Genomic DNA, 19,425 nt, shown 5'->3' with positions numbered 1-19,425 from the left:
TCACCGAGATCGCCCCGGCGGAGGAGAAGCGCGTGGCCCCCGAACCCGCCCGAGCACGCCGGGGCAGGCGCCGCGCCTGGGACGAGGCCCCACGCTGGCAGATCTACCTGCCCCTGTCGGTCTACCTGCTCTTCACCCTGGTCCCCTTCTACTGGATCCTCCTCTTCGCCCTCCGCCCGGCCGGCTCCACCTCGCTGGTGCCCTGGCCGGTCACCTTCGACCACTTCCAGAAGGTGTGGAGCGAGCGGAGCTTCGGCACCTACTTCACCAACAGCGTGTACGTCGGTGTCGCCACCCTGTTCCTGACCACCGTGGTCGCGCTGGCCGGCGGCTACGCTCTGGCCCGCTTCGACTTCCGGCTCAAGCGCGCCTTCATGCTGGCCCTGCTGTGCTCCCAGTTCGTACCGGGCGCGCTGCTGCTGGTGCCGCTGTTCCAGATCTTCGCCAAGCTCCAGATGATCAACTCGCTCGGCAGTGTGATCCTCGCCGAGACCGTCTTCCAGCTGCCGCTGTCGATGATCCTGATCAGCGGCTTCATCCGGAACGTGCCGTACTCCCTGGAGGAGGCCGCCTGGGTGGACGGCTGCAACCGCTTCGCCGCCTTCCGCATCGTCGTCCTGCCGCTGCTGCGGCCCGGGTTGATCGCCGTCGGCTCCTTCGCCTTCGTGCACGCCTGGAACCACTTCCTGTTCGCCCTGATGTTCCTGTCCGACCAGAGCAAGCAGACCATCCCGGTCGGCCTCAACACCCTGATGAGCTCCGACAGCGTGGACCTGGGCGCCCTGGCGGCGGGCGGCATCATCGCGGCCGTACCGGTGGTGATCGTGTTCGCCTTCATCCAGAAGTGGCTGATCACCGGCTTCAGCGCGGGGGCGGTGAAGGGATGAGGGCCCGTGACCTGACGGCGGACGCCGGCGTACCCGTCGTGCTGGCGGGGGCGCGCGGCCATGGCCGCTGGCACCTCGACAACATCCGCCGGCTCCAGAGCAAGGGCATCGTCCGGCTGGCAGGCATCTGCGAGCTGACCCCGCTGGGCGCCGACGAGATCCCCGAGGGCCTCGGCACGCCCGAGCAGTCCGCCGACTTCGGGGCGCTCCTCGACTCCACCGGCGCCCGGATCGCGGTCGTCTGCACGCCGATCCCGACCCACACCGACCTGGCCCTGACGGCCGCCCGCAGGGGTGTGCACCTGCTGCTGGAGAAGCCGCCGGCGCCGTCGTACACGGAGTTCCGCCGGATGGCCGACGGTGTCACCAAGGCGGGCGTGGCCTGCCAGATCGGCTTCCAGTCGCTGGGCTCGCACGCCGTGCCCGCGATCCGCCGGATGATCGCCGAGGGCGCGGTCGGCGAGATCATGGGGGTCGGCGGCGCCGGGGCCTGGGCACGCGACGAGGCGTACTACCGGCGGGCGCCCTGGGCCGGCAGGCGCCGGCTGAACGGCGTCGACGTGATCGACGGGGTCCTCACCAACCCCCTCGCCCACGCCGTCGCGACCGGCCTCGCCCTCCTCGGCACCACTCGCGCCGAGGACGTCACCGGCATCGAGACCGAGCTGCTGCGCGCCAACGACATCGAGTCCGACGACACCTCCTGCGTCCGGGTGACCACCGGGCTCGGCCCGGTCACCGTCGCCGCGACCCTGTGCGCCGAGGAGCCGGGGGAGCCGTACGTCCTGGTGCACGGCTCCAGCGGCCGGATCACCTACTGGTACAAGCAGGACCGCGTGCTGCTCCAGCGGGCGGGCCACGGGCCGGAGGAGAGCGAGTACGGCCGTACGGACCTGCTGGAGAACCTCGTCGACCACCTCACCACCGGCGCGGACCTGCTGGTCGCACCCGAGTCGACGGGCGCCTTCATGAAGGTCGTCGAAGCGATCCGGCTGGCCGAGGACCCGGCCGCGCTGCCCGCCGACGCCTGGCGCCTGCTCCCGGACGAGAACCGCCGGGTCGTACCCGGCATCGACTCTCTGGTCGCGGCCGCCGCCGACACCCTCGCCCTCTACTCCGAGCTGGGCGCCTCCTGGGCCCTCCCGAAAGAGGTGAGCACCCGATGACACCCCACGACACCCACGTCCTGCGGGTCGCGGGCCGCCCGGTCGGCCGCTATGTCACCCGGCCCGAACTGCCGGCCCGGCTCTCTCCGCGCCCCTACCTGCACCCCGTCACCACCCTGGCCGGCACGGCGGTCACCGAGCTCAGCCCCGCCGACCACACCCACCACCTCGGCGTCGGTGTCGCCGTTCCCGACGTCGAGGGGCACAACTTCTGGGGCGGGCGCACATACGTCCGCGACCAGGGCCCGACAGAGCTGGACAACCATGGCGCCCAGCGCCACACCGGCTTCCAGCTGCGCGACCCGGACGGCTTCGTCGAGGAACTGCGCTGGGTCGCCTCGGGTGCCGAGCTGCTGCGCGAGCGCCGTACCGTGGCCGCCACCGAACTCACGGACACCGCCTGGGCGTTGGACTTCACCTTCTCCCTCACCAACGTCACGCCCGAGGCGCTGTCCATCGGCAGCCCCGCCACGAACGGGCGCCCGGGTGCCGCGTACGGCGGCTTCTTCTGGCGGGCCCGCAAGGAGGCGTCGGCGCCGGACGTCTTCACCGGCGAGCGTGCGGGCGAGGCCGAGGCGCACGGCGCCCGCGCCGACTGGCTGGCGCTGGCGGGCGCCGGCTGGACGCTGGTTTTCGCGGGGGCCACCGAGGAGACCCGCGGCGACCCGTGGTTCGTGCGCACCGCCGAGTACCCGGGGGTGGGTTCCTCGCTGGCGTCCACGGAGCGGCTGCCGATCGCGCCCGGCGACACCGTCGTACGGCGGATCGTCACCGTCGTCGCCGACGGCCGGCTCGGCCGGGACGAGGCGGCGGCGCTGGTGCGGAAGGCGGTGAGCCAATGAGCGTCCCCCTGACCGCGGAGACGTACCGCAACCCGGTCCTGAACGCCGACTGGTCCGACCCGGACGTCGTGCGCGTCGGCGACGACTTCTACCTCACCGCGTCCAGCTTCGGCCGCGCCCCCGGCCTCCCGCTGCTGCACTCCCGCGACCTGGTGAACTGGACCCTGGTCGGCCACGCCCTGCAACGCCTGGAGCCGGCCGCCGAGTTCAGGTCGCCGCGCCACGACTGCGGGGTCTGGGCACCCTCGTTGCGCTTCCACGACGACCGCTTCTGGATCTTCTGGGGCGATCCCGACCAGGGCGTCTTCCAGGTCAACGCGCCTGAGATACGCGGTCCTTGGACCCGCCCGTACCTCGTCGAGGCGGGCAAGGGACTCATCGATCCCTGCCCCCTGTGGGACGAGGAGACCGGCGAGGCGTATCTGGTGCACGCCTGGGCGAAATCCCGCTCGGGCGTCAAGAACCGGCTCACCGGCCACCGGATGCGCCCCGACGGCACGGGCCTGCTGGACGAGGGCAAGCTGATCGTCGACGGGGACGGGATCCCGGGCTGGTTCACCCTCGAAGGGCCCAAGCTGTACCGGCACGACGGCTGGTTCTGGATCCTGGCACCCGCCGGGGGAGTGGAGACCGGCTGGCAGGGCGCCTTCCGGTCGCGGGACTTCTTCGGGCCGTACGAGGAGCGGATCGTCCTCGAACAGCGGGACACCGGCGTCAACGGGCCGCACCAGGGCGGCTGGGTACGCACCCGGACCGGCGAGGACTGGTTCCTGCACTTCCAGCAGCGCGGCGCGTACGGCCGTGTCGTGCACCTCCAGCCGATGCGCTGGGGTCCCGACAACTGGCCGGTGATCGGCGACGACGGCGCCCCCGTCACCGAACACCGCCGCCCCGCCCTGCCGCCGCAGCCGCCCGCCGCGCCCGCCACCGACGACGACTTCCCCGGCGGACGCTACGGCCGTCAGTGGCAGTGGACGGCCAATCCTCCCCCACGCTCGGCTTCGCTCGAGCGGGGGGACCCCCATGACGGCTGGGCCACCCAGCACTCCGCCGACGGACTGCGGCTGACCTGCGTCCGCACTCGCGGCGCCCACGACCTGCGCACGCTGCCGCACATCCTCACCCAGCGGCTGCCCGGCACCCCGGCGACCGTCGAGGCCGGGCTCAGGCTGCACAGCGAGGAGCCGGGGGCTCGGGCCGGGCTGGCGGTCCTCGGCGACGCGTTCGGCTGGATCGGACTCGAACGCCAGGACGACGGGACGGTCCACCTCGTGCACCGGTTCGCCGAGGCCGTCGCCGAGAGGGAGCGGGACGCCGGGCATCCGCGGCCCGCGCCCGAGGGACACGCCCGGCTGCGCATCGAGATCGGCCCGGACGCGCGCTGTCGTTTCGCCGCCGACACCGGGGACGGCTTCCGTCCGTCGGGTCCCGTCTTCGCCGCCACCCCCTGGCGCTGGGTCGGCGCTCTGCTCGGACTGTTCGCCGCCGCGCCGGCCGGAACCGGGCACGCCGGGGCGGGCACCTTCACGCACTTCCGTATCGAGCCCCGCTGATCACCTGCCTGGTTCAACCCGCACGCCTCTTGGGAGCCGCAATGACGCACCTGCGCAGCAAGCGCTTGCCCCTCACGTCTCCACTGAACCCGGAAGAAGAGAGCAGACCGATGAAGAGCAGCATCCGCAGAAGCAGGCGCGCCGCCACGGCCGTCGCCCTGGGCTCCGTGCTCGCGCTGGCCGCCACCGCCTGCGGCGACGACGGCAGCGGCGGCGCGGGGGACAAGGGCGACGAGGGCTCCGGCAAGGGCACGATCACCTTCTGGGACAACAACGGCGGTGTCCGCACCGACATCTGGAAGCAGATCATCACCGACTTCGAGCACAAGTACCCGGACATCAAGGTCAAGTACGTCGGCATTCCGGCGGCCGGTGCGCAGTCCAAGTACGACACCGCCATCCAGGGCGGCGGCCTGCCGGACGTCGGCGGCGTGGGCACCGCGATGCTCGCCGAGGTCGGGGCCCAGGGTGCGCTGGAGCCGCTGGACAGCCGGCTGGCGAAGAGCCCGCTGAACGGGAAGCTGAGCCAGAACCTGATCGACGTCAGCAAGGCGGCGGGCGGCGGGGACACGCTGTACCAGGTGCCCACCTCCGCGAACAACGGCACGCTGTGGTACCGGACCGACCTGTTCAAGAAGGCCGGCCTGGACGCGCCGACCACCTGGTCGAAGTTCTACGCGGCCGCCGGCAAGCTCACGAACAAGGGCAAGAACCAGTTCGGCTTCACCATCCGCGGCGGCGAGGGCGCCATCGCGCCGGCCCTCGACGCGGTGTACGGCCAGACGGGGATCACGTCGTTCTGGAACGGCGACAAGACCACCGTCAACGACCCCAAGAACGTGGCAGCCCTGGAGAAGTACGTCGCGCTCTACAAGAAGGACACCCCGTCCGCCGACGTGAACAACGACTTCACGAAGATGGTCGCCCAGTGGGACAGCGGCACGATCGGCATGCTGAGCCACAACCTGGGCTCGTACCAGGACCATCTGAAGGCGCTGGGCAAGGAGAAGTTCCGGGGCGTTCCGAACCCCACGATGGACGACGGCACCCGGGTGCAGGTGTCCAACCCGGTGGACGGACTGAGCCTGTTCAAGTCCAGCAAGAACAAGGCGGCCGCCTGGAAGTTCATCGAGTTCGCGGTCTCCGCCGCGGAGAACTCCAAGTTCAACGAGTCGGCGGGGCAGGTCCCGGCGAACACCGACGCGGCCAAGGACGCGTGGATCCAGCAGGCCGAGCCGACGAAGCTGGCGGCCGAGGCGCTGAACGGGGGCGACACGAAGATCGTCCAGTTGCCCTACTACCTGCCCGACTGGAACACGATCTCCAAGGCGGACAACGAGCCGAACTTCCAGAAGCTGCTGCTCGGGAAGATGAGCGCGAAGGAGTTCCTGGACACGCTGGCCGACCAGCTGAACAAGGCGCAGGCCGACTGGAAGAAGAACCACTGAGCCGCACATCGGCACGGTCCCGCGCCCCTTCGGGGGCGCGGGCTCCTCACCCCCTGTTTGAAAGGCGACCCACGTGTCCCTTACGCGCAGACAGGTAACATCCGCGGCCCTTGCCGCCGTTCCTCTCGTCGGTCGTTCTCCCGAGAGGGACCGACGAACCCTCTACATCGCCGGTGACTCCACCGCCGCCCAGAAGTACGCCGACGCGGCTCCGGAGACCGGGTGGGGCATGGCCCTCCCCTTCTTCCTCCGGAAGGAGATCACCGTCTCCAACCAGGCCGTCAACGGCCGCAGTTCCAAGAGCTTCGTCGACGAAGGCCGGCTCGACGCCGTCCTCGCCACCATCCGGCCGCGCGATCTGCTGATCGTCCAGTTCGCGCACAACGACGAGAAGTCCGCCGACCCGACCCGCTACACCGAGCCCTGGACCACGTACCAGGACTATCTGCGGCTCTACGTCGACGGGGCGCGGGCCAAGGGCGCCCGGCCCGTCCTCGCCACTGCGGTCGAGCGGAGAAAGTTCGACGCCGACGGCAACGCCGTGCCGACCCACGGCGACTATCCGGCAGCGATGCGGGCCCTCGCCGAGGAGGAGCGCGTGGCGCTGCTCGACATCGAGGCGCTGTCGCTCGCGCTGTGGCAGTCGCTCGGGGTCGAGGCGACCAAGACGTACTTCAACTGGACGGACACCGAGCAGGACAACACGCACTTCAACCCGCCGGGGGCCATCGCCGTGGCCCGGCTCGTGGCGCGGGAGCTGCTGCGCACCCGGGTGCTGGCCCGGCACGACGTCATCCGGCTGCACGAGTCCATTCCCACCTCCTGGATCACCTGGCCACCCGCAAGCTGAGGAGACCCGCACAGTGCGTACACAGAAATGTCATGGACTTGTCATAGCGGCGGTCGTGGGCTGCACGGCCCTCGTGCTGTCCGTGACCGGGACGGCCCAGGCCGCCCCCCACCGGGTCGCGCTCGACCGCCAGGTGCTGGCCGCGAACGACGGCTGGGGCGCGGCCACCACCGGGACCACCGGCGGCGCCGCCGCCGACCCTGCGCACGTCTACACCGTCACCACCTGGGACGCCTTCAAGGCCGCCCTCGCCGACGGCGGCAGCGCACCCAAGATCATCAGGGTGAAGGGCACCATCGACGCCGACGGGCCGAGCTGCGCGTCGTTCGCGGTGCCGGGGTACGACTTCGACGCCTATCTGAAGACGTACGACCCGGCCGTCTGGGGCCGCACCAAGACCCTGGACGCCGAGCCCGACGACAGCCCCGAGGGCCTGCGCCGCGCCTCCGCCGCCGTACAGGACGCGTACATCAAGGCGAACATCCCGGCCAACACCACCATCGTCGGCATCGGCAAGGACGCCGGCTTCAAGGGTGCGAGCCTCCAGATCAAGGGCGTCGACAACGTCATCGTCCGCAATCTGGGCTTCGAGAGCCCGCTCGACTGCTTCCCGCAGTGGGACCCGACCGACACCGCCGACGGCAACTGGAACTCCGAGTACGACAGCGCGGTCGTCTACGGCTCCACCCATGTGTGGATGGACCACGACACCTTCACCGACGGCGACCACCCGGACAGCACCCTGCCGTACTACTTCGGGCGGATCTACGAGCAGCACGACGGCGAGCTCGACATCGTCAAGGGCGCCGACTATGTCACCGCCTCCTGGAACGTCTTCGAGGACCACGACAAGACGATCCTCATCGGCAACAGCGACAGCGCCTCGACGGCCGCCGTGGACCGGGGGCATCTGAAGGTCACCTTCCACCACAACCTGTTCGCGAACCTGGTGGAGCGCGCGCCCCGGGTCCGCTTCGGCCAGGTGGACTCGTACAACAACCACTTCGTCGCCGGTGACGGCTACGGATACAGCTACGGCATCGGTATGGAGTCCCAGCTCGTCGCGGAGCACAACGCGTTCACGCTGCCGGCTGGGGTCGGCACCGGTTCGGTCCTGAAGAAGTGGAAGGAGGCACCGGTCACCGCCGACGACAACTACGTCAACGGCACCCTGACCGACCTGATCGCCGTCCACAACGCCGAGGTCCCCGGCGAGATCCTCCAGTCGGGCGCCGGCTGGACGCCGACCCTGAGGACGCGGGTCGACCCGGCGAAGGCCGTCCCGAGGATCGTCGACCACTGCGCGGGCGCCGGGCACCTGCGCTGAGCACCGCACGAAACGGCCGGGGCCGGACGGGCCCCGGCCGGCACCCCCCGACGAGCCGCACCGCGAAGGAGCATCCGCATGCCCTCGCCCCACCTCCGACCACCCTTGTCCAGAAGGGGTTTCCTCACGGCGAGCGCCCAGGCCGCCGCCGGGCTCGGCCTCGCGACCGCCGCCCCCGCGCACGCCAACCCCACCTACGCCACCGGCGGCCGGCGCCCCTTCGGCCGGTACGGGTCACCGGCGCGCCGCCTGACGCCGAAGACCCTGTACGTCGACCCGCACGGCCGCGGTGACTTCACCGGCGTCCAGTCCGCCGTGACCGCCGCGACCGGCACCGGCTGGACCCTGGTCCTCGGCCCCGGCACCTACCGGGAGACCGTCGCCGTCGACACCACCCGCACCGAGGCGACCTGGATCGGCGCCTCGGAGGACCCCCGGGACGTCGTGATCGTCTACGACCACGCCAACGGGACGCCGAAGCCGGACGGCTCGGGCACCTACGGCACCTCGGGCTCGGCCACCACGACCGTCCAGGCCGACGGCTTCACCGCCCGCTGGATCACCTTCGCCAACGACTGGCTGCGCGCCGACCACCCGGACATCACCGGCACGCAGGCGGTGGCCATCAAGGTGCAGGGCGACCGGAGCGCCTTCACCCACTGCCGGTTCCTCGGCCACCAGGACACCCTGTACGCCGACTCGATGGCGCTCGGCGTCTTCGCCCGCCAGTACTACGCGCACTGCTACGTCGAGGGCGACGTCGACTTCGTCTTCGGCCGGGCGACGGCCGTGTACGAGCGCTGCCACTTCCGCACGCTGAACCGCACCGACCTCACCGCCGCCCCCTACGGCTTCGTCTTCGCGCCCTCCACGGCGGTCGCCGATCCCCGCGGCTACCTGGTGACGCGCAGCCGGGTCAGCGGCGAGGCCCCGGACGCCTTCTACAAGCTGGCCCGCCCCTGGGTCCCCGGCTCCGACCCCACCGCCCGCCCGATGCTCACCGTCCGGGACACCCGCCTCGGCCCCGGCATCGACGCGGTCGCGCCCTACACCAACATGTCGGCCACCTATCCGTGGCAGGACCAGCGCTTCGCCGAGTACCGCAACACGGGGCCGGGCGCGGAGATCACCGTCCCCGAGAACCGCCCCCAACTCACCGGCGAGCAGGCCCGGTCGGCGACCCGAGAGGCCTATCTCGGGGACTGGACGCCGTGGCGGGAGGGCTGCTGACATGCGCAGGCGCACCCTCCTGGCGAGCATCACCGGCGGCCTGCTCGCCGCCGGCGCCCCGCCCGCTCTCGCCGGCGGCCGCCACCGTGTCCTGCACGTCCGCCCCGGCGACTCCGTACAGGCGGCCGTGGACGCGGTGGACGGGCCCGGCCGGACGATCGTCGTGCACCCGGGGACGTATCGCGAGGTCGTCGACATCCCCGTGGAGAAGAGGGAGTTGACGATCCGCGGCGCCACCCGCGACCCGCGTGACGCCATCATCGTCTACGACCACGCCAACGGCACGAAGAAGCCCGACGGCACGACGTACGGCACCGCGGGCTCGGCCACCTTCACCTCCGCGGCACCCGGGCTGACCGTCCGCGACCTGACCCTCGCCAACGACTGGCTGCGTGCCGACCACCCCGACATCACGGGCACGCAGGCGGTGGCCGCCTACACCTACGGCGACCGGACCCGCTTCGAGAACGTCCGGCTGCTGGCCCACCAGGACACGCTGTTCGTCGACACGACGGCGCTCGACACCTTCGACCGGCAGTACTTCCACCGCTGCCACATCGAGGGCGACGTCGACTTCGTCTTCGGCCGGGCGACCGCCGTCTTCGACCGCTGCCACTTCCGCACACTCCAGCGGGACGTGTCCTTCACCCCCAAGGGCATGGTGTTCGCCCCCTCCACCGCCCGCGCCAACCCCTACGGCATCCTCGCCGTCCGCTCCCGGATCACCTCCGGAGCCGAGGACGGGGCGTACAAGCTGGCGCGGCCCTGGGTGCCGTCGTACGAGACGACCGCCTGGCCGTCCCTGGTCGTCCGGGACACCTGGATCGGCCCCGGCATCGACCCGGTCACCCCCTACACCAACATGCGCGACGCCTACCCCTGGCAGTCCATGCGCTTCCACGAGTACCGCGACACCGGGCCGGGCTCGGTGATCACGGTCCCCGAGAACCGGCCCCAACTCACCCGCACCGAGGCCCGGTCGCACACCCCGGCGGCCTACCTCGGCGACTGGAAGGTCCCCGCGCAACCGCTCTGAAACGACGAAAGGAACCCCACTCCCATGTCTCGTCGAACCTCCCTCGCCGTCGCCGCGGCCCTCGCGCTCGGCGCCTCACTCGCCGTGCTCCCCAGCCAGGCGCAGGCCGCGACCGTCGTCGTCAGCAACTCCACCGACCTGTCCAACGCGATCAAGAACGCCACCGCCGGCACGGTCATCCAGGTCCGCGGCGGCACGTACTACCCGACGGCCACGCTCCAGTCCACGGCGAACGGCAGCAGCTCCTCGCCCGTCACGCTCACCGCCTACGGCTCGGAGACCGTCAAGATCGACGGCTCGTCGCTCCCCTCCGGCTCCTGGATCTTCAAGCTGACCGCCGACTACTGGAACGTCTCCGACATCACCTTCCAGAACTCCCCGGACAGCGCGGTCGTCTGCCAGTCCTGTACGGGCACCAACTGGAACAACGTCAGGACCATCAACGGCGGCGACTCCGGCTTCACGCTCACCGGGGACGGCACGGTCAACAACACCGTGAAGAACCTGGACAGTTACGGCAACTACGACGCCGCCACCCACGGCCAGAACGCCGACGGGGTCGCCATCAAGTTCGGCTCCGGCACCGGCAACCTCGTCACCGGGGCGCGGCTCTACAACAACTCGGACGACGGCATCGACCTGTGGTCCTTCTCCTCACCCGTCACCATCGAGCACACCTGGTCCTTCGGCAACGGCGTCAACCGCTGGGGCGACTCCGCCTTCGAGGGCAACGGCAACGGCTACAAGCTGGGCGGCAACGGCGTCACGGTCGCGCACGTCGTCAACAACTCCGCCGCCTGGGGCAACGCGGGCAACGGCTTCACCGAGAACTCCAACACCGGCGCCATCGTCATCAACCGCACCACCGCCTACGCCAACAGCAAGTGGGGCTACTACTTCGCCACCAGCTCCGCCAGGCTCGGCAAGAACCTCGCGGTGAGCAACGGCGGCGGACTGGTCAGCAAGGGCTCCGGCGTGGTCTCGGCCGGCAACAACTGGGACTCCGGCATCTCCACGCCGGCCTTCAAGTCCACGGACGCCTCGACGGCGTACAACGCCCGCAAGTCCGACGGCTCCCTGCCCGCCACGACATTCCTGACCACGAGCAGCACCACCATCGGCGCCACCATGAACTGACCTCCTGCCACTGGCCTCAGCGGCTGTTGCCGAACGTGATCCCCCCGTGGATGTCACGGCTCTGGACGAGCGTGGTGACGGTCCCGCTGTTGGTGTTGTGGACGCGGTCGTCGGCCTGGCCGCCGAGTTGGCGCACGACGTCCAGGAGTTCGGGCCGTTCGGTGACGGCCGTCAGCAGGAAGGCGGTCCAGTGGGCCTGGAGCAGGGCCCGCCGGACCGCCGGATCGGTGCTTTCCGCGTCCGGAGCGGGGCACGCCTCGTCGAGGCGCCGCTCGATTTCGGCCTGCGGCTCGCCGGTGCCCCGGCTCCACCGCGCGGCGAGCGCCGAACGGGCGCGCTGCCATCCGTCGGCGAGGATCGCGGCGACCAGCGACTGGGCCCCCGGAGTCACTATCGATGTCAAATCCATCAGATTTCCCCCATTCCGTTCCACTGGGCGATCAGGAACTGCCCATGCCCGCGCGGTCTGTCGGCGTGATCGTCAGCATGGAAGAATTCGGCCGGTACTTCACGAGCTTTTGTTCCTCGGCGACACGCATCGAAACCCTGAACGTCTACAGCGTCGAAGACGAGAAGGAAAATTTCCACAGCTATCTCGCGGGGGATCCGCTGCCCGCCGGCCGGAACCAGGAATGGGCAGAGAATATCCGTGCATGCGTGGAGGACGGGAAATACGTGGGCCGCGTCCACATCATTCCGCGCACGCTGACGCCGTATCTGCAATTCGAGATCGACTGGTACTACGCGGTGAACGGAGCCGCCGGCGAGGACATCCGTTTCATCTTCCGCGAGGACGTCCCCGATCTCGTCTACACGGACACCTGGCTGTTCGACGACGAAACCGTTCTCGACCTTAGTTACGACGACGAGGGACGGCTTCTCTACATCAACAAGAACGACGACCCCGAGCGCCTCGAACAGGCACGTACCGCCTGGAAGGAGTTCCTGCGGCGCTCGTTTCCCCTGTCGGAGCTGCTGGCCAGGATCCGGAACAGCGAACTGCGCGTACCCGATGCGTGACGCGACCGAAAGGCTGGTGCGGGACGGCTATCTCACGTTGCCCGGACTCATCGACCCGGTCCGGACGAGAGCTCTGGCAGAGGCGGTCTCGCGTCTCGTCGAGGTCGAAAAGGACGATCCGGCAGCGGAGTTGCTTCCCGGGCAGAACATCTACCTACGGTTTCTCCTCGACAAGGACGCGACCTTCCACCCGCTGCTGACGCTCGAACCGACGCTGTCGACCGCCCGGTCGTTGCTGGGCCCACAGGTGTGGCTCGACCTGGACGCCCGGATGACGTTCGCGGGCGCGGCCGGTTATGCCGTGCCCTGGCACATCCACATGCCGGTGGTGCCGCGCCCTCTGCCGCCGTTCTTCTGCTGTCCCCACCAAATCCACTGCCTCGTCTATCTCGATCCGATCGGTGCGGACGAGGGACCCCTGTGCCTGATACCGGGGTCGCACCACAGCACCGACCTCACCATCCCACCGGGCGATCACAGCGCGCGCCCGGGGCAGGTGGAGCTCCTCTTCCAGCCGGGAGACGCCGTTCTGCTGCACGGGAATCTGTGGCACCGGGTCGGCGCGGCGACGGCCGCGGCCGGGCCGCGACGACTGCTCCTCCTCGGCTACGTCCCCTCCTGGATCAGGCCGGACACCGCGATCGCGGGGTGCGGCCGTCCCGTCCCCTCACTGACGAGTTGAGGCGCACGGCCGACCCGGAGACACGGGAACTGCTCGGCGAGTACTCATGGTGAACGCGCCCGACAGCCCTCCTTCGGTCGCCCTGCGGCCCCTCCATGAGTCGGACCTCGCGCTGTTCGAGACGGCATACGAATCGCGGGACGGGGCCGGGGAACACCAGTGGTTCGGCCTCAGCCCACCGGGCCGCGGCCTGGCGGAGCTGGGAGCGATCGGTGCCGACGGCGGTCGGCTGACCGTTGTGGACGGCGAGGCAGCCGTGGGCAGCGTCTCCTGGTACCGACGCGTCTTCGGTCTGCCGCAGACCTCGTGGTGCTGGGAGATCGGCGTGCACATCCTCCCCCGCGCACGGGGACGGGGAATCGGCACCCGGTCCCAACGGCTGCTGGTGGACTACCTCTTCGCCAACACCCTCGCCTGGCGCATCCAGGCGATGACGGACATCGAGAACCTCCCCGAACAACGCGCGCTGCGACGCATCGGCTTCCGGCGCGAGGGCGTCCTGCGGGACGCGCAGTGGCGCGAAGGCTCCTGGCACGACCAGGTCCTGTACGCGCTGCTGCGCCGCGACCGGGAGCTCGACCCGGCCTGACCTCAGCAGGCGTCCGTGAGCAGACGCCGCAGCTCGGCGCGACGCCGGCCCGGGCCGCGGGCCTCCAGCAGATGTGCTCCGGCCAGTACGTCCAACGGGTGCCGGACACGGTCGACGTGGACACCGGCCGGCGCCGCGGCGGCATGGATGCTGAAGTCGACGGCCGGATGCAGCCCGAGCAGGCAGAAGACCCGCGCGGCCGGCTCCGGCAGGGCGCGGTAGGACCAGGCGAACACCGAGCGCACCGCGCCCGCCTCGTCCTCGTCGTCCACCGACAGCGCGTCCCACAGGGCGGACTCGTCCCGCAGATCCTGTATCAACTCGGCCAGTGGCATGCCCGGACGGCTGGCCGCACGCTCCGCCGCGATACGCAACGCCAGCGGCAAGTAGGAGCAGAGCCGGGCGAGTTCGGCGATGTCGGCGTCGTCGTCACCGACGGGGAACTCGCCTGTGCTGGTCCGCACCAGGTCGATGGCGTCCTCCTCGGAGAGGACATCCACCGTGAAGCGGCGTGCGCCGTCCCGCACGACGAGCCCCGAAAGCCGGCTGCGGCTCGTCACCAACACGACCGTATGAGCGCCTCCGGGCAGCAACGTGCGCACCTGCGCGACGCTGGAGGCGTTGTCCAGTACCACCAGGAGGCGGCGGCCGGCCACCAGCGACCGGTACAGGCTCGACTTGTGTTCGGTGTCCGTCGGCACCGACCGGGCCGTCACCCCGAGCGAGCGCAGGAAGCGTTCCAGGGCCTCGTCCGCCGTGACCGGGGCGCCAGGGTCGTAGCCGCGCAGGTTGATGTAGAGCTGTCCGCCCAAGGAACTGCCCCGCGGAATCGGCCATTTCGTCAACCGCACACAGGCCGTCGGAGACCTCGACCAGGCCCCTTGGCCGTTCCGGAACAGTGGAAGTGCACTCCGCCGCTGACATCGCGGGCCTGCACGACGTCCCTGGCCGCCCCCGACAGGTCCGAGCGCTGTCCTGCCCGGTCTTCGGGACCGTCGGCTGCCACGTTCACCCACCTTCGGCGGCGTCCCCTGTGCAGGAATTGTGTCCGCCGTGCGGCCCGGGCAATCGCGGGGGAGGCGTTCTCCAGCCACTGGGGGCACGAGGGCCGGATTGTATCGATCGGATAACTAGGGTCGCATCCCCCTGCGTGATGCGCGTAGACAATGCGTGACCTGGCGCAACAATCACAACATAAGATCCGGAGATTCCATGCGGAAGTCCCTCAGAGCGGCCTCTGTGGCCGCCGCCTGTGCCCTCGCCGGTGGTGCCCTGTACGGCGCCGGTGCGGCCACCGCCGGTCAGTCCACGGCGAACTCCACCCACGAGCCCTACAACATCGGGCAACTGGTGAAGGACATCGACACCTACTACGGGACCACCGCGGACGCCAACGGCGTCTACCAGGCGTCCCCGGACAGCCCGTACGCCAAGGACCTGGCGCGCCTCGACTCCGCCGCGAAGCGGTACATCGACCAGGCGGCGCGCAAGGCGCACCACCGGCACGAGAAGCCCGCGGTCGTCTTCGACATCGACGACACGCTGCTGCTCAGCCTCGACTACGAGAAGCGCTACAACTACACGTACAACTCGACCACCTGGGGCGACTACGTGAACCGGGCCGACCGCCCGGCCGTCTTCGGCAGTCCCGAGCTGGTCCAGTACGCCGAGTCCAAGGGCGTCGAGGTCTTCTACAACTCGGGTCTGAGCGAGTCGCAGCGCACCGCCGCCGTCGAGAACCTGAAGAAGGTCGGCGCCGATGTGAACCTCGACGCCGACCACATGTTCCTCAAGGACAAGGCGAACCCGCCGTCCTACCTGAGCGCCTGCGCCACCCCGGGCACCTGGAACTGCACCACGGTCCAGTACAAGTCCGGCACCCGCGAGCACATCGAGGACGACCTCGGGTACGAGATCATCGCCAACTTCGGCGACCAGTACTCGGACCTCGACGGCGGCCACGCCGACCGTACGTACAAGATCCCGAACCCGACGTACTTCGTCAGCTAGCGGTCCTCACCGGTCCGATCGACTCCAGGGTCGGTACGACCGGTTCGATCGTGCCGTCGGCCGCGAACCGCATGCGGTCGACCGTCGTCTCCCGGTGCATCCCGTCACCGCCCGCCTTGCCGGGGCCGTTCAGTGCGAACCGGTGGTAGACGATGTACCAGTCGTCGGTGCCGGGCACGTTCACCACGGAGTGGTGGCCGGTGGCGAGGATGCCGTACTCGGGACGCTTGGACAGGATCGTCCCCCGCTTGGTCCACGGGCCGAGCGGGGACGGTCCCGTCGCGTAGGCCACGTGGTAGTTCTCGCTGCGGGTGTCGTCCTCGGACCACATGAAGTAGTACGTGCCGTTCCGCTTGATCACAAAGGATCCCTCACGGAAGTCGTCCGTGGTGATGTCCTTCACCTTCGCCGGGTCGTACGACGTCATGTCCTCGTTCAGCGGGACCACGTACGCGTGCCCGTTGCCCCAGTACAGATACGCCTGCCCGTCGTCGTCCGTGAACACGGCCGGGTCGATCATCTGACCCGCCAGCTTCCCCTTGGCGACCAGGGGTTTGCCGAGCGCGTCCTTGAAGGGGCCGGCGGGGGAGTCGGCCACCGCCACGCCTATCTGCTGCTCCGCGCAGAAGTAGAAGTAGTACTTCCCGTTCCGTTCGGTGATCGCCGGAGCCCAGGCGTTCTTGTCGGCCCAGGAGACGTCCGGGCCCAGGTCGAGGATCACGCCGTGGTCCTTCCAGTGGACCAGGTCCCTCGACGAGTACGCCTTGAAACTCGTTCCGCTCCAGCCCTGGTAGCCGTCCGTCGTGGGATAGATCCAGTACTGGCCGTTCAGGTGGTGGACGTCCGGGTCCGCGTTCAGGCCGGGCAGGATCGGACTTCGGGTGCGGACGGCCTCGACCGTCCAGGTGCGGGTCGTGCCGTCCGCCGCCGTCACCGTGTACTTCTGCGGCTTGCGGAAGTCGCGCCGGGTACCGGACCTCGGACTGACCGTCGCGCCCTCACCCACCCACAGCTTCGGCGCCAGCCGGGACGGATCGGCGTCCGGGGCCACCGGCAGCACGACCTTCGACGCCGACTCGGTGACGATCGCGTACCCCTTCTGGTCCTTCGCCGCCGCGTCCACCACGGAGGTGGGCGTGCTCGGATACGCGGCCAGCAGGCGGTCGTACTCCGCCTGCGTCACCGGCATCACCGTGCCGTGCCGGGGGCTCGCCGGGAGCTGGTAGTCCTTGGACATCGTCCACTTGCCGGAGTCCAGGTCGGTGGTCTCGAAGGGCACGTAGCCGCGCAGTCCGTACTCGTCGATGAACAGGTACCACTTCTTCTCGGTGTTCGACTTGAACACCGTCGGCCCCTCGCCGCGCTCGATGGACCCGCTGCCGACGCAGTCGGAGACGAAGTCGTACGTGGTGCTCGTCAGGCTGGTCGACTTCTCGCCGGTGATGAACTTCGAGCAGGGGGAGCTGGAGGACGGGTCGCGTTCGTCCTTGGTGTAGCGGTAGTAGGTGTTCTTGTACTTGACCACCGTCGAGTCGATGACGGAGTAGCCCGGGTCGTCCCAGACCTTGGGCGCGCTGAAGGTGCGGAAGTCCTTCGTCGTCGCGTAGAGCATCTTGTTGTAGGTCGAGCCCGTGTGGCCGGGGTCGTCGTCGGCGTACAGCTTCGACGCCCAGAAGACGACGTACTCGCCGAGCGAGTCGTCCCAGTAGGCCTCCGGCGCCCAGGTGTTGCCCGCGTTGTCGGGGGCGACCTTCACCAGGCGCTGGTCGGTCCAGTGCACCAGGTCCGTGGACTCCCAGATCATGATGGACTTGCTGCCGTGCCGCTGGACGTGGTCCCAGCTGCCGCTGCTGTTGTCGTACATCCTGAGGTCGGTGGCGATCAGGTAGAACTTGTCGCCCTTCGGGGAGCGGATGACGAACGGGTCGCGCAGGCCCTTCTCGCCGATGGTCGAGGTCAGGACCGGCTTCCCGGCGTTCAGCTCGCGCCAGTGCAGCGGGTCGTTGCCCCGGCTGAGGGCGTAGCGGATCTGTTCGCCGTCGGCGGTGCCCTCGCCGGTGAAGTAGGCGAAGAGGTAACCGGCGTACTTGGGGTGTTTCACGGGTGGGGCTCCAGAGTGCGCGGTGCCGGGCGGGGCGGCGAACAGCGTGAGCAGCAGGGCGAGACAGGCGAGGAGCGCGGCTCTTAGGCGCATGGGTAATCCTGTCGGAGCGTGGGGGTTTCTGTTGGGTGTTGCGCCCTCGGAGTGTCACCAGTGGGGAAAGACGCGTCAATCGATGAGAGCGGGATGAGAACCGCCGAAACTTTCGCTCGTTTTCGTTCGGCCCGGCAACCCACTCCGGCCACGGTGGCGACTGGTGTCCGTAGCTTCCCCCTAGGAAAGGAACCTCCCGTGCGCCAGAGCACCGGACGCCACCGCAGGACGCGCACCCTCTCGATCGCCGCGGCGGTGGCGGTCGCCGCGGGGGCCGGCGGCGTCTGCCTCGGCCTGTCGAACGGCGGCGCCCAGGCCGCCACGACGACGGTCACCGTGTCCAGCACCGCCCAGCTGGAGTCGGCCGTGAAGAACGCGGCGGCCGGCACCGTCATCCAGGTGCGCGGGGGCACGTACTATCCGACGGCCACGCTCAAGTCCACCGCGAGCGGCACCGGTTCGAACCGGATCACGCTCCAGGCGTACGGCGGCGAGAAGGTGAAGATCGACGGGTCCGAGCTGCCCGCCGGCTCCTGGCTCACCGGGATCTACGGCAGCTACTGGACCGTCCAGAACCTCACCTTCCAGAACTCCCCGGCCCAGGGCTTCGTCGTCACCTCCTCCACCGGCGGCGTCTTCAAGAACCTCGTCACCGCGGACAACGGCGACTCCGGCTTCACCCTGCGCGGCGACAACACCGTGAACAACCTCGTGCAGAACCTGGACAGTCACGGCAACTACGACGCCGCCGGGCACGGTCAGAACGCCGACGGCATCGCCGTCAAGTTCGGCTCCGGCGCGGGCAACAGGGTCACCGGTGCCCGCCTGTACAACAACTCGGACGACGGCCTCGACCTCTGGCAGTTCTCCTCGCCGGTCACCATCGAGCACTCCTGGGCCTTCGGCAACGGCAAGAACCGCTGGAACGACTCGGCCTTCGAGGGCAACGGCAACGGCTTCAAACTGGGCGGCGGGGGCGTCGCGGTCGGGCACGTCGTGAACAACAACGCGGCCTGGGACAACACCCTCAACGGCTTCACCGAGAACTCCAACACCGGCGCGATCGTGCTGGGCCGCAACACCGCGTACGCCAACACCGAGGCCGGCTTCTACTTCGCCACCGGCAAGGCCCGCCTCGCCCGCAACCTCGCCGTGAGCAACAAGGGCGGCCTGGACAAGCTGGGCTCCGCCACCGTCTCCGCCGCCAACAACTGGGACGGCGGCGTCAGCACCCCCGCCTTCAGGTCGACCGACGCGACCACGGCGTACGGCGCCCGCAAGCCGGACGGCTCGCTGCCCGCGACGACCTTCCTCACCACGGGCTCGACCGCCCTCGGCTCGGCCATGGACTAGTGCCGGGGCAGGCAACGTTTGCCCGTCAAGGAGCGGCGTCCGGTGCGTGCTCTGGGGGTCCCCCCGGCCGAAGGCTGGGGGAGTGCCGGGTGCGAGCCCTC

18 protein-coding genes are annotated in these 19,425 nt (G+C 69.7%); 15 read left to right on the top strand and 3 right to left on the bottom strand.

Annotated elements, in window-relative coordinates; genetic code table 11:
- Positions 1-8: 8 nt before the first annotated feature.
- From ABZ915_RS44280 to ABZ915_RS44235, 10 genes are all read left to right on the top strand, one after another.
- Complete coding sequence (locus ABZ915_RS44280; protein ID WP_361815872.1) at positions 9-887, top strand: carbohydrate ABC transporter permease; 879 nt, start codon at positions 9-11, stop codon at positions 885-887.
- Entirely contained in the window at positions 884-2,053 is a 1,170-nt protein-coding gene (locus tag ABZ915_RS44275) for a Gfo/Idh/MocA family oxidoreductase (protein ID WP_361815692.1), read from the top strand. Before ABZ915_RS44280 ends, ABZ915_RS44275 begins: the two co-directional genes overlap by 4 nt.
- On the top strand, positions 2,050-2,895 hold the full coding sequence (locus ABZ915_RS44270) for a PmoA family protein (RefSeq protein ID WP_361815689.1): 846 nt from the start codon (positions 2,050-2,052) through the stop codon (positions 2,893-2,895). Before ABZ915_RS44275 ends, ABZ915_RS44270 begins: the two co-directional genes overlap by 4 nt.
- A complete protein-coding gene (locus ABZ915_RS44265) occupies positions 2,892-4,448 on the top strand; it encodes a family 43 glycosylhydrolase (RefSeq protein WP_361815686.1) in 1,557 nt (518 codons plus the stop codon). The genes ABZ915_RS44270 and ABZ915_RS44265 overlap by 4 nt, the downstream gene beginning before the upstream one ends.
- Before the next feature lie 110 nt (positions 4,449-4,558).
- On the top strand, positions 4,559-5,896 hold the full coding sequence (locus ABZ915_RS44260) for a sugar ABC transporter substrate-binding protein (RefSeq protein ID WP_361815683.1): 1,338 nt from the start codon (positions 4,559-4,561) through the stop codon (positions 5,894-5,896).
- 73 nt (positions 5,897-5,969) lie between these two features.
- Complete coding sequence (locus tag ABZ915_RS44255) at positions 5,970-6,746, top strand: rhamnogalacturonan acetylesterase (protein ID WP_361815680.1); 777 nt, start codon at positions 5,970-5,972, stop codon at positions 6,744-6,746.
- 13 nt (positions 6,747-6,759) lie between these two features.
- Positions 6,760-8,073, top strand: coding sequence for a pectate lyase (locus ABZ915_RS44250; protein WP_361815677.1), 1,314 nt, complete (start codon positions 6,760-6,762; stop codon positions 8,071-8,073).
- A 78-nt stretch (positions 8,074-8,151) separates the two neighbouring features.
- On the top strand, positions 8,152-9,303 hold the full coding sequence (locus ABZ915_RS44245) for a pectinesterase family protein (protein WP_361815675.1): 1,152 nt from the start codon (positions 8,152-8,154) through the stop codon (positions 9,301-9,303).
- Between the two features lies 1 nt (position 9,304).
- On the top strand, positions 9,305-10,339 hold the full coding sequence (locus ABZ915_RS44240) for a pectinesterase family protein (protein WP_361815672.1): 1,035 nt from the start codon (positions 9,305-9,307) through the stop codon (positions 10,337-10,339).
- A 24-nt stretch (positions 10,340-10,363) separates the two neighbouring features.
- Positions 10,364-11,476 carry a chondroitinase-B domain-containing protein gene (locus ABZ915_RS44235; RefSeq protein ID WP_361815669.1) on the top strand — a complete coding sequence of 371 codons (1,113 nt, stop codon included), beginning with the start codon at positions 10,364-10,366 and terminating at the stop codon, positions 11,474-11,476.
- 16 nt (positions 11,477-11,492) lie between these two features.
- On the opposite strand, the gene ABZ915_RS44230 is transcribed toward ABZ915_RS44235, so the two are convergent.
- Complete coding sequence (locus tag ABZ915_RS44230) at positions 11,493-11,885, bottom strand: hypothetical protein (RefSeq protein WP_361815666.1); 393 nt, start codon at positions 11,883-11,885, stop codon at positions 11,493-11,495.
- A 44-nt stretch (positions 11,886-11,929) separates the two neighbouring features.
- Between ABZ915_RS44230 and ABZ915_RS44225 the strand changes: the two genes are divergently transcribed.
- The 3 genes from ABZ915_RS44225 to ABZ915_RS44215 are packed head-to-tail and all read left to right on the top strand — an operon-like array spanning position 11,930 to position 13,767.
- Positions 11,930-12,496 (top strand): DUF6879 family protein, encoded by a 567-nt coding sequence (locus ABZ915_RS44225; protein ID WP_361815664.1) that lies wholly within the window; start codon positions 11,930-11,932, stop codon positions 12,494-12,496.
- Entirely contained in the window at positions 12,489-13,178 is a 690-nt protein-coding gene (locus ABZ915_RS44220; protein WP_361815661.1) for a phytanoyl-CoA dioxygenase family protein, read from the top strand. Before ABZ915_RS44225 ends, ABZ915_RS44220 begins: the two co-directional genes overlap by 8 nt.
- A gap of 46 nt (positions 13,179-13,224) precedes the next feature.
- Positions 13,225-13,767 (top strand): GNAT family protein, encoded by a 543-nt coding sequence (locus ABZ915_RS44215; protein ID WP_361815658.1) that lies wholly within the window; start codon positions 13,225-13,227, stop codon positions 13,765-13,767.
- Between the two features lie 2 nt (positions 13,768-13,769).
- Here the strand turns inward: ABZ915_RS44215 and ABZ915_RS44210 are convergent, their stop codons facing one another.
- On the bottom strand, positions 13,770-14,579 hold the full coding sequence (locus ABZ915_RS44210; protein ID WP_361815656.1) for an NB-ARC domain-containing protein: 810 nt from the start codon (positions 14,577-14,579) through the stop codon (positions 13,770-13,772).
- A gap of 400 nt (positions 14,580-14,979) precedes the next feature.
- Between ABZ915_RS44210 and ABZ915_RS44205 the strand changes: the two genes are divergently transcribed.
- A complete protein-coding gene (locus tag ABZ915_RS44205) occupies positions 14,980-15,777 on the top strand; it encodes an HAD family acid phosphatase (RefSeq protein WP_361815653.1) in 798 nt (265 codons plus the stop codon).
- On the opposite strand, the gene ABZ915_RS44200 is transcribed toward ABZ915_RS44205, so the two are convergent.
- Positions 15,770-17,971: a family 43 glycosylhydrolase gene (locus ABZ915_RS44200; RefSeq protein WP_361815650.1), complete on the bottom strand. Its 2,202-nt coding sequence runs from the start codon at positions 17,969-17,971 to the stop codon at positions 15,770-15,772. The two genes, ABZ915_RS44205 and ABZ915_RS44200, sit on opposite strands and share 8 nt — an antisense overlap.
- A 198-nt stretch (positions 17,972-18,169) precedes the next feature.
- On the opposite strand from ABZ915_RS44200, the gene ABZ915_RS44195 reads away from it, so the two are divergent.
- On the top strand, positions 18,170-19,324 hold the full coding sequence (locus ABZ915_RS44195) for a right-handed parallel beta-helix repeat-containing protein (RefSeq protein WP_361815647.1): 1,155 nt from the start codon (positions 18,170-18,172) through the stop codon (positions 19,322-19,324).
- The last annotated feature ends 101 nt before the right edge of the window (positions 19,325-19,425 follow it).

This window comes from Streptomyces sp. NPDC046915 (assembly GCF_040644935.1).
Taxonomy (GTDB): domain Bacteria; phylum Actinomycetota; class Actinomycetes; order Streptomycetales; family Streptomycetaceae; genus Streptomyces.
The sequence above is the reverse complement of the archived record's forward strand: the minus strand, read 5'-3'. Positions and strand labels throughout refer to the sequence as shown.

Coding starts and splice junctions, on each gene's coding strand:
- ABZ915_RS44275 (WP_361815692.1), top strand. CDS start 884: ATGAGGGCCCGTGACCTGACGGCGGACGCCGGCGTACCCGTCGTGCTG.
- ABZ915_RS44270 (WP_361815689.1), top strand. CDS start 2,050: ATGACACCCCACGACACCCACGTCCTGCGGGTCGCGGGCCGCCCGGTC.
- ABZ915_RS44265 (WP_361815686.1), top strand. CDS start 2,892: ATGAGCGTCCCCCTGACCGCGGAGACGTACCGCAACCCGGTCCTGAAC.
- ABZ915_RS44260 (WP_361815683.1), top strand. CDS start 4,559: ATGAAGAGCAGCATCCGCAGAAGCAGGCGCGCCGCCACGGCCGTCGCC.
- ABZ915_RS44245 (WP_361815675.1), top strand. CDS start 8,152: ATGCCCTCGCCCCACCTCCGACCACCCTTGTCCAGAAGGGGTTTCCTC.
- ABZ915_RS44240 (WP_361815672.1), top strand. CDS start 9,305: ATGCGCAGGCGCACCCTCCTGGCGAGCATCACCGGCGGCCTGCTCGCC.
- ABZ915_RS44235 (WP_361815669.1), top strand. CDS start 10,364: ATGTCTCGTCGAACCTCCCTCGCCGTCGCCGCGGCCCTCGCGCTCGGC.
- ABZ915_RS44230 (WP_361815666.1), bottom strand. CDS start 11,885: ATGGATTTGACATCGATAGTGACTCCGGGGGCCCAGTCGCTGGTCGCC.
- ABZ915_RS44225 (WP_361815664.1), top strand. CDS start 11,930: ATGCCCGCGCGGTCTGTCGGCGTGATCGTCAGCATGGAAGAATTCGGC.
- ABZ915_RS44220 (WP_361815661.1), top strand. CDS start 12,489: ATGCGTGACGCGACCGAAAGGCTGGTGCGGGACGGCTATCTCACGTTG.
- ABZ915_RS44215 (WP_361815658.1), top strand. CDS start 13,225: ATGGTGAACGCGCCCGACAGCCCTCCTTCGGTCGCCCTGCGGCCCCTC.
- ABZ915_RS44205 (WP_361815653.1), top strand. CDS start 14,980: ATGCGGAAGTCCCTCAGAGCGGCCTCTGTGGCCGCCGCCTGTGCCCTC.
- ABZ915_RS44200 (WP_361815650.1), bottom strand. CDS start 17,971: ATGCGCCTAAGAGCCGCGCTCCTCGCCTGTCTCGCCCTGCTGCTCACG.